Genomic DNA, 13,639 nt, shown 5'->3' with positions numbered 1-13,639 from the left:
AAGTTATTTAAAAACCAACATCTTTTTACAAAATTCCCAACAAATCAAAAGCTGACTTTCCGGCATATTTTGCAGAAGCACCCAACTGATCTTCAATGCGTAGTAATTGATTGTATTTAGCGATACGATCCGAGCGGCATAGAGAACCTGTTTTGATTTGGGTTGCAGAAGTTGCTACTACTAAATCGGCTATTGTGCTGTCTTCAGTTTCACCGGAGCGATGTGAAACGACTGCGGTGTATCCGGCTTGATACGCCATATCAATAGCTTTAAGCGTTTCCGTTAGAGTTCCGATTTGATTCAGTTTTATCAGAATCGAGTTGGCTATGCCTTTTTCGATACCTTCGGCAAAGATTTTCGGATTCGTCACGAATAAATCATCACCGACAATCTGAATTTTCTTACCGAGTTGCTGAGTCAGATATTTCCAGCCATCCCAATCAGACTCGTCCAAACCATCTTCGATGGAGATTATCGGATATTGATTCACCCAACCACCTAAAAAGTCCGAAAAACCATTGGAATCAAATTTTTTACCTTCTCCGGCTAAGTTATAAGTTCCGTTTTCATAAAACTCAGAAGCTGCACAGTCCAAAGCGAGAAAAACATCTTTTCCTGCTTTATATCCCGCCTTATCAATCGCTGTCATTATAGTTTCAACAGCTTCAACATTAGACCTCAAATCAGGAGCAAAACCACCTTCATCACCAACCGCCGTACTTAACCCTTTTTTGTTCAGAACTGATTTCAAGGCATGAAAAATCTCTGTTCCACAACGAAGTGCTTCGGAGAATTTTTCAAAACCAACCGGCATCACCATAAATTCCTGAATGTCCACATTGTTATCAGCGTGTTCACCGCCATTGATAATATTCATCATTGGAACAGGCAAAACAAATTCATCGACAGTTGCTATGCTTTTATACAAAGGCTGATTTTTATCATTAGCAACCGCTTTGGCTGTAGCCAGAGAAACACCTAATAACGCATTAGCACCCAATTTGCCTTTATTATCCGTGCCATCAAGTTCAATCATCAAATTGTCGATTTCTGACTGATTGGATGCATCTTTGCCAAGAAGCTCTTGTGAAATAACTGTATTGACATTTTCTACAGCTTTTTTAACACCTTTACCCAGATAGCGACTTTTGTCTCCATCACGCAATTCGATTGCTTCTCTGGCTCCTGTAGAAGCTCCCGATGGAACAATTGCATGACCAAACGCACCGGAATCCAGTGCCACTTCTGCTTCTAAAGTAGGATTCCCACGAGAGTCTAAAACTTCACGGGCATAAACTTTTTTAATTCCAGTCATTGCTGTTCTCCAAAAATGGTTGAGATTTTACTGTTTGGTCGATTTGTTTAAGAACGCTTAAAAGTTGTTCAATCATGTTTAAACGAATGGCATTTGGCCCATCGCTTTTTGCTTGTTCCGGGTTGGGGTGTGTTTCCATGAACAGTCCTGAAACTCCTGCTGCTACCGCCGCACGAGCCAGAACCGGAATATATTCTCTTTGTCCGCCCGAAGAACCGCCCTGACCACCAGGAAGTTGCACCGAGTGCGTTGCATCAAAAACAACTGGACAATCTGTATCCCGCATTGCTGCAAGTGAGCGCATATCAGAAACAAGATTATTGTACCCAAAACTGGCTCCTCTTTCGCAAACCATGATTTGATTATTGCCTGTTGATTTGGCTTTTTCGACTACATTTTTCATATCCCAAGGAGCCATAAACTGACCTTTTTTGATATTAACGGGAATTCCGACACTACAAGCTTTGAGCAAAAAATTAGTTTGTCTGGCGAGAAAGGCGGGGGTTTGAATCACATCAACAACAGATGCCACTTCATCCATAGGTGTATCCTCATGCACATCGGTTAACACTGGAACACCAACCTGTTTTTTCACTTCTGAAAGAATTCTCAAACCTTCTTCCATCCCCAAACCGCGAAAACTGTTGATTGAAGTGCGGTTGGCTTTATCGAAAGATGATTTGTAAATAAATGGTATGCCAAGTTTTTCACAAATTTCTTTGAGTTTGCCAGAGGTTTCTATTGCCAATTGTTCAGATTCAATCACACAAGGTCCGGCGATTAGAAAGAATGGCTTGTCTAGTCCGGCTTCAAAGTTACATAATTTCATGATTTTTTATTCTCTTTCGCTGCTGCAATAAAACCTGCAAATAAGGGATGCCCGTCTCTTGGGGTTGAGGTGAATTCAGGATGAAACTGACAGGACAAAAACCATGGGTGTTCTGATTGCGGAAGTTCCACCATTTCAATCAAGTTACCATCTTCCGATGTGGCACTCAGTGTGAGTCCGTTTTGCTGAAGCACTTCACGATACGTATTGTTAAATTCATAACGATGACGATGGCGCTCACAGATAATATCCTCTCCGTAAACTTTTCTGGCGAGTGTTCCCTCCAGCAAAACCGATTTTTGTGCACCCAAACGCATAGTTCCGCCCAAGTCAGAGTTTCTGTTTCTGGTTTCAATCTTTCCTAAATGATCTTCCCACTGAGTAATCAGTGCAATCACCGGGTGGTCAGCTTCAATGTTGTTTTCGGTGGTATTTGCCCCGGCCAATCCACAAACATTACGGGCAAACTCAATAACAACCGCGTGCATTCCGTAACAGATTCCCAGATAAGGAATTTTGTTCTCACGAGCATACCTCACTGCATTAATTTTACCTTCAAATCCGCGGTCGCCGAATCCTCCGGGAACTAATATAGCATCGACTTTTTCTAGCTGTGAGAAGTCTTTGCCTCTTTCTAAGGACTCTGAATCAATTTCTGTGATTTCGACTTTAACATTATTCGGTATGCCGGCATGACGCAAGGCTTCAAAAAGAGACTTATAGGCATCGCTGTGATCCAAATACTTTCCAACCATACCAACACGAATCACTTGAGTTGCTGACTCCTCGGCATCAATCACTCGTTTCCACTCTGATAAATCGGCTTCGTTACAACTCAAGCCAAATTGTTCGATGACCAAATCATCAAAGCCTTCTTTACCCAAAACTGCCGGAATTTTATAAATATTGTCCACATCAACCATGTTGATAACGGCTTTTTCAGCGACGTTTGTGAATAATGCAATTTTTTTGCGCTCATGTTCAGGAACTTCAAGCTCTGAACGGCATAAAAGCACATCCGGTTGAATTCCAATCGAACGAAGCTCTTTGACAGAATGTTGAGTTGGCTTGGTTTTAAGCTCACCTGCTGCTTTGATATAAGGAACCAAGGTTAAATGCACAAACATTGAGTTTCGCTTTCCTTCTTCAACTCCTAATTGACGAATGGCTTCCAAAAAAGGCAGAGATTCAATATCGCCGACAGTTCCACCAATTTCAACCATCAAAACATCATATCCGACTCCTGCTTCCTTGATTTTTTCCTTGATATGATTGGTGATATGTGGAATAACCTGAACCGTTCCACCCAGATAATCTCCACGTCGTTCTTTACGAATCACCTGTTCGTAAATCTGACCACTGGTGAAGTTGTTCTTGCGTCCCATCTTGGTACGAACAAATCGTTCGTAATGTCCCAAGTCCAAGTCTGTTTCTGCTCCATCATCAGTAACAAAAACTTCACCGTGTTGAAACGGGCTCATAGTGCCGGGATCAACATTGATATATGGATCCAGCTTCATCAATGAAACTTTTAATCCTCGGGATTCCAATAATGATGCGAGAGATGCTGCTGCAATTCCTTTACCCAATGATGAAACCACACCACCGGTTACAAATACATAAGCCGTCATAGAGATTTAACCTTCCGAATATAATATAGCAACAACTTTATGGCTGCCTTGAAAGGACGGATATTATAACTGAAAGAATCAAAATCAACCAAATAGTAAACCCTAAAAGTTTAATTATACTTTCGCAGTTTATTCATCAAATGGGATTTAACTGCCAACCACTCACTATTAATAATTGAAAAAACAACCGTATCACGATAACTTCCATCCGGCATAAGCTGATGATTTCTCAGAATTCCATCTTGTTTGGCTCCCAAACGAGCTATTGCTGTTCGGGAGGTCTGATTAAACCAATGCGTTCGAAACTCGACTGCAATCGCCGATAACTCTTCAAAAGCATGAGTTAACAAAAGTAACTTACATTCGGTGTTAACTGATGACCTCTGAAATCTTGATGAATACCAGGTGTATCCGATTTCCACTCTTTTGTTACTGGCGTCTGCATTACAAAAACGAGTGGAACCAATAATTTTTTGAGATTCATTATGCACAACAACGAAGGGAAGTGAGCGACCTCTTTGTTGTTCTGATAATGCAAAACCAATATATGAGTCGATAGTTGCTTCGTCAGGAACGGTGGTAAACCAAAGATTCCAAAGTTCTCCATCAGATGCTGCCTCGACAAGTGAAGCAGCATGCTCTTTTTGCAATGGGACTAATGAAACAGTTTCAGACTCGAGCGTAACTTTTTTGAGCCAAGTATTATTCATCGGAGCTAATAGACATGTTCCTCTTCAATCACTCCGGCATCCGGATCATTGAAAATTGTTTCATCTAGTTTCCCTTCGGATTTCGCCACGATACACGTCACTGCACAGTCGCCTGTGATATTGACCACTGTTCGGGTCATGTCGAGCAACCTGTCAACGCCTATAATTATTCCTATGCCTTCAACAGGGAGTCCGACTTGTGTCAAAACTGTTGCCAACATAATCAATCCAACACCTGGAACACCGGCTGTGCCTATAGATGCCATAATTGACATTATAACAACCGTCACCAGTTGTGACAATGTCAGGTCAATTCCATAAGCTTGTGCAATAAAAACGGTTGCCACACCCTGCATAATAGCAGTTCCATCCATATTGATGGTTGCTCCAAAGGGTATGGAAAAAGAACCTATTGACTTACTAACACCCATTCTCTCAGTTACAGTTCTCATGGAAACCGGAATGGTGGCATTGGAACTAGCTGTACCAAATGCAAACGTCATTGCTGTTCGCATCTTGGACAAGAACGTCAGAGGATTGAGCTTTGCCAGTGTGGTCAATAACACAGGATAAACCACCAATGCATGAAGCACTAAAATAAAAAACAAGGTGAAGAAATATTTAGAAAGGTTCTTGATGGCATCGATTCCAATTTCAGCAAAAACCTTGGCTATCAGGGCAAATACGGCATATGGAGCCAGCTCCATAACGATTTTGACCAACTTCATAATAATGACATTGAAATCCTCAAAGAAGCTAATAACCCTTTTGCCAGGTTCTCCGGCCATAGTCGCAGCCAATCCCAAAAGAATAGAAAAAATGATTATTTGCAGCATATTGCCATCCGCCATAGCCTGAACAGGGTTTCTGGGAACAAGTCCAATCAAAACTTCAACAAAAGGAGGGGCTTGTTTTGCGCTAAACTGAACATCTGTTGGTAAATCAAAGCCCGCTCCTGGCTGTATCACCGATGCCAGACTCAAAGCAATCGTTATCGCAATACCGGTTGTAATCAAATATAGAGTCAGTGTTTTACCACCTATCTTTCCCAACATGGCGGGATTTTTAAGTGCAGCAGTTCCGCAAAAAAGTGAAACAAAGACCAATGGTACGACCAACATCTGCAGAGAGTATAAAAACACTTTACCAACAACGTAAAAAACACCTCCAACAAGTTTTCCACCCACAAATGGGCTCTCCATTAATCCGGTTGTATTTATAATGATGCCAACAACAGCACCAACAATCATATAAATTATTATTTTTTTAGTTAATGTCATATGTTCCACTCTTTTTAATCATTAACAAGTATAAAGTGCTTTCTTTCAAACTACAAATAAATAGCTTTTGCTTTCAAAATGAATTGGGTATCATTGTCCGCTATGTCTGAAATCATCCTAACAACTCTCAACAGCAAGTACATTCACTCGGCTTTTGGCTTGCGTTATTTGTTTGCCAACCTTGGAGAGATACAAAATCAAGCGGCTATCCTTGAATTTACAATTCATGAACGTCCGATTGATATTGTCGAAAAGATTTTGCAAAAACAAGCAAAGATAGTTGGCTTTAGCGTGTATATCTGGAATGCCGCTGAAACTGGTGCTTGCATCAAACTACTGAAACAAGTTTCTCCCGAAACCATTGTCGTTGTTGGTGGTCCTGAAGTGAGTCATGTTCCGGATCAACCGTACTGGTTAAAATTCACCGATTATGTGATTAAAGGCGCTGGTGAGTTACAATTCAAAACCTTATGCAGACAACTTTTGAATAACGAAAAACCGTTGGAAAATATCATTACCGGAATCGATTTGCCTCTGGAACAATTGCAAATGCCGTATGACTATTATTCGGATCAAGACATTAAAAACCGTATTTTGTATGTTGAGGCCTCTCGCGGTTGTCCATTCAAGTGTGAGTTTTGCCTTTCTGCACTCGACAAAACCTCGAAATCATTTTCCATTGATAATTTTTTGAAGGAAATGGAAAAACTGATTCAGCGCGGAGCTAGACATTTCAAGTTTATCGACCGGACATTCAATCTTAAAGCCTCAACCACTGTGGCAATTTTAGAGTTTTTTCTACATCGTCTGACAGATGATATGTCCATCCATTTTGAAGTGATTCCGGATCGTTTGCCGGAACCTCTGCGAAAAATTCTTGAAAAATTCCCTGAAAATGTTTTGCAATTTGAAATAGGTGTTCAGACATTCGATCCAATAATTCAGGAGTTGATTTCTCGCAAGCAAGATAACGAAAAGACAGTCGAAAATCTTTTGTGGTTGCGTGAAAACACTACGGCTCATATTCATGCTGATTTGATATTCGGACTTCCTGGAGACAGCCTGCAAAACTTTTCCAAAAGCTTCGATAAGCTGATTGCACTCAACCCACAGGAAATCCAACTCGGCATTCTAAAAAGGTTGCGAGGAGCACCCATCAACCGACATACCGAAGAATACGAAATGGTTTACAGCCGTATTCAGCCTTACAACATCCTCAAAACCCGCGATATTGACTTTGCAACCATGCAAAGAGTCAATCGTTTTGCTCGTTACTGGGATATGATTGGAAACTCGGGGCGTTTTTCAAATAGCAAAGAGTTAATTATGGGAGAATCTCCTTTTAAAAACTTTTTAAAGCTATCCGATAATCTCTATGAAGCCGAAGGAAGCACCTGGAAAATCTCCCTGCGCAGACTCTTTGTGTTACTTTATCAACAGATGACAGAAGTTTTGGAAATTGAAGAAGAGCTAGCCTTTGACGCTTTGAATAAAGACTTTCAAAATACCGGAGAAAAAGGCAAGCTGGATAATATACTCAACCCTCAAAACAAACAAGGTAAATCAGGCGTTAGAAACAAACGGCAAATTCAGCATTAATCTTCATTAAAAAACCCGCGATAAACACGGGTTTTTTATCACTTTGGGTGTTTTAGGCTTATTTAAAAAATCCACTCAAAAGTCCTGAGCCTTTTTTCAAAATATCACCTAAGTCCACATCGCCGTCACCGTCACTATCGAGCATTCCTTCAATCATACCCATTTGTTTAGGCTGACGTTTTTGAATGGTTTGTTGTTCTTGTCTCAGTAAATCCTGTAATCCACTCACTCCGGCTCCACTTTGTTGTTTGGCTTTACCCAATGCGCCCATCACCATCGGTGCCAACATTGACATTAAATCTCCGGCTCCTTGATTGCCTAGACCTGTTGCTCTTCCTAATTGCTGAGTGATGTTGTCCTGACGATTACCAAAAACATGACCCAAAATTTTTCCACCATCTCTCATGGAGTCTCCACCAAGTAAACTACCTAGATTATCCAATATCCCACCACTGTGTTTTTTATCCAGAGCATTTGCCAATGATTCAGCACCTTGTCTGGAACCTGCATTTTTTTGCAATGCTGAAATGATCATTGGAACAGCAACCGCCGCAGCTCGTTTGATTCCGTCATTGTCGCCGCCAATTTTAGATGCCATTTGTTGCATCATGCTTGAACCCAGTTGTTGGGTTATCATATCCATTATTCCGCTCATAGTAATTGCCTCAGTAAAAAAACAAACATTGTAACACTTTTTTTTCCGTATAAATTTTTAATTTGTAAACAATGATTAACGCGATTTGCGGTGTAGAATACAGGTTTTTAGCTGAGCAATCTCTTGGAAAATTTTATTATCATAATTTTAATGCTGATCGCAGGAATAACTTTTCGGCGCTTTAATGTATTTCCGGAAAATAGTTCTCAGGTGCTTAATCAGTTTGTAATTTATGTGTCATTGCCCGCATTGATTCTGATAACAATTCCGAAATTACAACTCTCCCAAAATTTTGCAATGGTTGCGCTGACTCCCTGGCTGGCTTTGTTGCTATCGGTTTTATTGGTACTATTGCTATCTCATTTTTTCAATTGGGACAGACAAACGAAGGGAGTGTTGCTACTACTTGTTCCACTGGGCAACACTTCTTTTCTTGGAATACCGATGGTTAAGGCATTTTTTGGAGAGGATGCGGTTTCCTATGCGGTTATTTATGATCAGTTGGGCTCTTTTCTGGCTTTATCCATTTATGGCTCAATTATCTTGGTGATGTTTGGAAAAGATAATCACTCGATTTCGTTTCAGGGGATTTTGAGAAAGGTGATTACTTTTCCTCCTTTTCTTTGTTTATTAACTGCTTTTGCTTTGCAAAATATCGAGCTATCTTCACTTTATTTTTCGGTTTTGACTCCACTTGCCAATACGCTTGTTCCAATCGTGATGCTGGCTGTTGGGTTGCAAATGCAACTTAAACCCGAAAGCAGCCATCTTATACCCCTGATTTCAGGATTGGTTCTGAAAATGATTATCGTGCCTTTTTTAATTTATTTTATTTTTTGGATTGCGGGTTTCAATGGCAAAATGTATCAGGTCGTTGTTTTTGAATCAGCCATGCCACCGATGATTTCAGCCGGTGCTTTGGCGATATTGGACGGACTTTCGCCTAGATTATCTGCTTCCTTAGTTGCTTATGGTGTGATAGTTTCTTTTGTTGTTTTACCAAGTTTATATTTTTTAATTGGTTAACTTAATCAGAAGAAATATATTTCGGACCTTTACCGGCAGTTTTTTCATAAACCCCTTTTCCGGCTCTTTTGTATTTGGTAAAACCTTTTTCTTCAGCTTTCTTATCAGTTGTCAAGTGTTTAGTTCCCATAGCAACATTCGGTACTGAAATCACTTTCTTAACCTTGTTTCCACACTCTGGACATAGTTGCACAGGTTCTGCATTTAAACGCTGCAAAACTTCAAAGCCTAATCGGCAATATTCACAACTCTCTTCAGTTGCGTTTTGATATGTATAAAACGGCATTGTAAAACCTAAAAAATAAAGCCTGTTAGACGATAACTCTAACAGGCTTTCTATTAGCAAATTATCTGCTTATTAATGTATGCCCTTCATGCCTTTTTTCAAGAAAGGAGAAATAATTAACATGAACAAGCCCAGACCAACACCAAGATATATCAAGGTCATCCAAAGCTCATTGTATTTGTCCAGTTGCTCAACGACTGTCAAGGTATTGAGTTCTTCGGTATCTAACGCAGCAATTTTTGCAAGCAATGCGGCAACAACTTCAGACAATGCTGTTGCCAGGAACCAAACTCCCATAACCATACTCACAACGCTCTTAATAGATAATTTTGTTACTGCAGACAAACCAACAGGAGATAAGCTCAACTCAGCAGTCGTATGAATCAAATAAGCCAATGCTAACCATAACCACGCTACTTTACCAGACTCGCCGGGGAACATCGCTCCCAATAAAAGAGCACCAAATCCCAGACCAACCTGAATCAAGCCTAAGCTGAATTTCACAGGAGTTGAAGGATCCATGTTTCTTTTACCAAGTTTTATCCATAATGCCGCAAAAACAGGAGCCAATGTGAAAATAAACAAAGCATTTAATGATCCGAATTGTCCCGCTGTAGGCTCAAATACCAATGGTTTTAATTCTCCTTCTGGTAAAGAGCCAAATGAAGAAACTCCATAGTATATAATTCCTGCACCAAGAAATAACAAAGTGGTTGAAAGTACACCAAGGCTTGCAGATGATGTACTTGAATCCACTGCTGTAACTGTATTTGTTTTATCTTTTTCAAAGAAAAAGCCAATCAAAATAAATGCTAATGAAATCGCCACAATAACAGCTACCAGCAACAAAATAAAAATACCAAGATATGACAAATGACCAACCCATGTCATACCACTACTATATGCTAATTTCCCTAAACCTAAAGCAGCAATCAACCCACCAACAATTACAATCGGTAAAACAATGGGCTTCATCCCGGTATTATGAAGTTTTCTGTGTTTATTAGCAGATAACAAGCCAAGAGCAGCCAGAAAAACAAACGCTCCACCAACCAAGTAAAAAATCCAAACATCTGCTGAACCAAAAGAAGAGTTGATAATTTTCCTATCTACAACCCTATCAGCGAATAGAGTCATTGAACCTGCTGACTGCTCAAAAAGTGCCCAGAAGACTATTGTCGATGTTATAAGAATAATCAAAACAACCATTCTTGAATACTCTTCATGATTGGTCATCATGAATCCATAAATTATGAAACCAACAACTGCACCAAAAAGAATCCATGCCAATGGAACCATATACTCTGCAAATGTATTAAATACTCCAACTGTTCCAAATATTGAGTTTGGAAAATGATCGGTTGTTACACTCAGCATTGTAATCAATCCCAATACCAATAATATTGCCATAAAGACTTTTGCCAATCCTTGATCGTGATCGTTATTTTTATAAAACATTGAGTAGAATACCAAACCAACGATTGAGCCAACTAAGAAGATATTCTGAGTAAAAAATACCACAGCAATTTTTTGTACAAGCAACCAAACAACGCCTAAAGATAAAATAGAAACTATATAAATCCCCCATTCCTTATTGATTGGACCGAGAAATGATTGCTTTAGAATCGCAGGGTCATGAGGTTCAGCATATCCGTAAAGGTACTTTTGTCCCCACATAAAAGTGACTAAACCAATGAGCATACCCATACCGGCAGCACCAAAACCATAAGACCAACCGTAAGTCTCTCCTAACCAAGCACAAATAATTGTTGCGACAAATGAACCAATGTTGATGCCTTGATAGAAAATAGTGAAACCCGAGTCTCTTCTAGGGTCATTCTCAGGATAAAGTTGTCCAACAATTGTCGAAATGTTTGGTTTTAAAAACCCAACGCCAACTACAATCAAGGACAATGCTAAATAAAAAACATTGATAGCGAACTGATCTCTGACCACTTCGCCATTAACCATTGACGCCTGAGTTCCTTCTACCGCCATCAACAAGTGACCCAGAACAAGTAAAACGCCGCCAAAAAGCACAGCTTTTCTCATCCCCAGATATCTGTCAGCTAACAACCCCCCAATCAGAGGAAGAGCATAAACCAGACCGGCATATGAGCCGACGACCTCAAGCCCCCCAACATCGGAAAACAAGTGATACTTTGTGAGATATAGTAAAAGCAAAAACTTCATTCCATAGAATGAAAAACGTTCCCATAGCTCAGTAGCAAAACACACATAAAGACCTTTGGGGTGTCCCCAAAGCAAGTCGCCTTTATCAAAAGCATTTTCTGCCGTTGTTTCAGTAGTCATAAAAATCCCCTAAAATTAATATTCAATGCATGAAGTGCATTTATTAAAAAAGAAGCCAGTATACCAGTATCAACCGCTTTCGCGACAAATTTTAATAAATAAATCAGCGTGATTATCTGAAAATACAGCTTTCATCTTTTGTCTGTTGAGTGTTTTTCTTGAAAGTTGAAACATTTTCAAAATCCCAAATCTCGATATAGAAATGCGTTTAGGAGTGTAAGTAACTGATGCATAGGAAACGAGAAAAAGCTGTAGTCACCTGATTGCGATAAGTGTTTTTTCTCGTTTTCAGGTGCATCAGGACTTGTGTTGAGTGTTTTTCTTGAAAGTTGTTACATTTTCATTTGTTAAAGGAGTTGATAAATGTCTTGAATAATAAAAACATTTACTTTTCTTTTTTGAGCAGGTATCCTCTTTTGCGTTTCAAATAATAAAGTACCAATTATGACTAATCACAATGAGAATAGTACGAGCACAAATGACATCAAACAACTGGGGCTTTTTGCTTCATTAGCGAGTTTGAGTTATGTTTTCTGGATTTGTGGCGGAATGGAGCTGGTCGAAAGACTGGCTTATTATGGCGTTAAAGCAACAGCAACGCTTTATGCTAAAGATCCGGTTTCTGCCGGAGGGTTAGGTATAAACCTCAATGAATTTGGTACTATATTGATGGTGTGGGCTCTTTTACAGAGTTTTATCCCTGTTTTTACCGGCGGACTTTCTGACAGATATGGTTACAAACAAACCATTTTTGCTTCAACAGTATTGAAAATAATTGGTTATCTTATTATGGGATTCTACGCTACATACTGGGGTTTCTTTGCCGGTGCTGTAGTCCTTGCCACAGGAACAGGTATTTTTAAACCAGGCATACAAGGTACCATCGTCAAATCAACCAACCGTAAAAACAGCTCGATGGCTTGGGGTGTTTTTTATCAAACAGTTAATATTGGTGGTTGGTTAGGGCCTTTGGTTGCTGCTCAGCTAAGACTTTTGGCTTGGGAAAATGTGTTTTTTGTTTGTGCCGCTATCATCAGCATTAACTTCTTATTTTTGTTAATGTACAAAGAGCCGGGTAAAGAAGAAAGGCTTGAAGCTGCTAAAAGGAGAAAGCAATCAGGTGAAAAGTCCGAGCCATTATGGAAAGAAGCTCTTCACGAGTTAAAAAATCCGGTTTTGTTTTATTATATGATTATTTTTTCTGGGTTCTGGTTTATGTTTAATGCGTTGTTCGATGTATTACCGGCTCATATTGATGACTGGGTTGACACCAGTACCATTGTGCAAGATCTTTTTGGGCCAGCCGGAACTTCAAACTCAGCATGGAATTTTCTATTGGGTATGAACTCGAGTACAAGTATCAGCCCTGAAGGTCTTTTAAATCTCAATGCAGGGTTAATAATGATTACATGCTTTTTGTTTGCTGCACTCAGTGCAAAAATGCGAGCACCGACCTCAATGCTTGTTGGTACAATGCTGGCAACAGCTGCATTATTTTTAATTGGTTCTTTCAGCTGGGCATGGTTTTGCGTAATCGGAATTCTTATCTTTTCTGTTGGAGAAATGCTGTCTAGTCCGAAAAGCTCTGAATTTATCGGTAATATCGCTCCTCCGGATAAAACAGCAATGTATTTGGGGTTCACTCAGTTGCCTCTGGGAATCGGCTGGACTTTGGAAGGAAAGTTGGGACCTTCTTTATATCACGCTTTTGCCTCAAAGGACTCTTTTTCCAGAGAATTGTTAGCCGAGAAAGGAATGGCTCAAAACTTGATTGAGCAAATACCTCAAGGCGAAGCCTTTGATAAATTAGTTGAGTTTACTAATTTGCCGGCATCACAACTCACACAAACCTTATATGACACTCATAATATAGGTATGGTTTGGTATATCATGGGAGGAATCGGCATAATTACTTGCGTAGGACTATTTTTATATGCCCGTTGGATTTATTCAATGCACAAACAGAATCTGGCTTAGGCTCAGTTATTCATAGGT

Annotated in this window: 11 protein-coding genes; 3 read left to right on the top strand and 8 right to left on the bottom strand. The window is 39.8% G+C overall.

Annotation, left to right across the window (positions count from 1 at the left end):
- Nucleotides 1-25: 25 nt before the first annotated feature.
- From eno to R3F25_05990, 5 genes are all read right to left on the bottom strand, one after another.
- On the bottom strand, nt 26-1,315 hold the full coding sequence (eno, locus tag R3F25_06010; protein MEZ5496368.1) for a phosphopyruvate hydratase: 1,290 nt from the start codon (nt 1,313-1,315) through the stop codon (nt 26-28).
- Nucleotides 1,302-2,144 carry a 3-deoxy-8-phosphooctulonate synthase gene (gene kdsA / locus R3F25_06005; protein ID MEZ5496367.1) on the bottom strand — a complete coding sequence of 281 codons (843 nt, stop codon included), beginning with the start codon at nt 2,142-2,144 and terminating at the stop codon, nt 1,302-1,304. The genes eno and kdsA overlap by 14 nt, the downstream gene beginning before the upstream one ends.
- Nucleotides 2,141-3,775, bottom strand: coding sequence for a CTP synthase (locus tag R3F25_06000; GenBank protein ID MEZ5496366.1), 1,635 nt, complete (start codon nt 3,773-3,775; stop codon nt 2,141-2,143). Before R3F25_06000 ends, kdsA begins: the two co-directional genes overlap by 4 nt.
- 110 nt (nt 3,776-3,885) lie before the next feature.
- Nucleotides 3,886-4,485, bottom strand: a complete 600-nt coding sequence (locus R3F25_05995; GenBank protein MEZ5496365.1) for a GNAT family protein — start codon at nt 4,483-4,485, stop codon at nt 3,886-3,888.
- A 5-nt stretch (nt 4,486-4,490) separates the two neighbouring features.
- Complete coding sequence (locus R3F25_05990) at nt 4,491-5,765, bottom strand: dicarboxylate/amino acid:cation symporter (GenBank protein MEZ5496364.1); 1,275 nt, start codon at nt 5,763-5,765, stop codon at nt 4,491-4,493.
- Nucleotides 5,766-5,867: 102 nt separating this feature from the next.
- Here R3F25_05990 and R3F25_05985 point away from each other — a divergent pair, with 102 nt between their 5' ends.
- Nucleotides 5,868-7,364, top strand: coding sequence for a DUF4080 domain-containing protein (locus tag R3F25_05985; GenBank protein ID MEZ5496363.1), 1,497 nt, complete (start codon nt 5,868-5,870; stop codon nt 7,362-7,364).
- 58 nt (nt 7,365-7,422) lie between these two features.
- Here R3F25_05985 and R3F25_05980 read toward each other — a convergent pair whose 3' ends face one another.
- Nucleotides 7,423-8,019 (bottom strand): DUF937 domain-containing protein, encoded by a 597-nt coding sequence (locus tag R3F25_05980; GenBank protein MEZ5496362.1) that lies wholly within the window; start codon nt 8,017-8,019, stop codon nt 7,423-7,425.
- A gap of 123 nt (nt 8,020-8,142) precedes the next feature.
- On the opposite strand from R3F25_05980, the gene R3F25_05975 reads away from it, so the two are divergent.
- Nucleotides 8,143-9,045 carry an AEC family transporter gene (locus R3F25_05975; protein ID MEZ5496361.1) on the top strand — a complete coding sequence of 301 codons (903 nt, stop codon included), beginning with the start codon at nt 8,143-8,145 and terminating at the stop codon, nt 9,043-9,045.
- 1 nt (nt 9,046) lies between these two features.
- Here R3F25_05975 and R3F25_05970 read toward each other — a convergent pair whose 3' ends face one another.
- Nucleotides 9,047-9,331 carry a zinc ribbon domain-containing protein gene (locus tag R3F25_05970; GenBank protein MEZ5496360.1) on the bottom strand — a complete coding sequence of 95 codons (285 nt, stop codon included), beginning with the start codon at nt 9,329-9,331 and terminating at the stop codon, nt 9,047-9,049.
- Between the two features lie 72 nt (nt 9,332-9,403).
- Nucleotides 9,404-11,644, bottom strand: coding sequence for an oligopeptide:H+ symporter (locus R3F25_05965; GenBank protein MEZ5496359.1), 2,241 nt, complete (start codon nt 11,642-11,644; stop codon nt 9,404-9,406).
- A gap of 444 nt (nt 11,645-12,088) precedes the next feature.
- Here R3F25_05965 and R3F25_05960 point away from each other — a divergent pair, with 444 nt between their 5' ends.
- The gene (locus R3F25_05960) at nt 12,089-13,621 is read left to right on the top strand and encodes an MFS transporter (GenBank protein ID MEZ5496358.1); all 1,533 of its coding nucleotides are present in this window, start codon (nt 12,089-12,091) and stop codon (nt 13,619-13,621) included.
- The last annotated feature ends 18 nt before the right edge of the window (nt 13,622-13,639 follow it).

It is taken from the genome of Gammaproteobacteria bacterium (genome assembly GCA_041395445.1).
Taxonomy (GTDB): Bacteria; Pseudomonadota; Gammaproteobacteria; order Xanthomonadales; family Marinicellaceae; genus NORP309.
The sequence above is the reverse complement of the archived record's forward strand: the minus strand, read 5'-3'. Positions and strand labels throughout refer to the sequence as shown.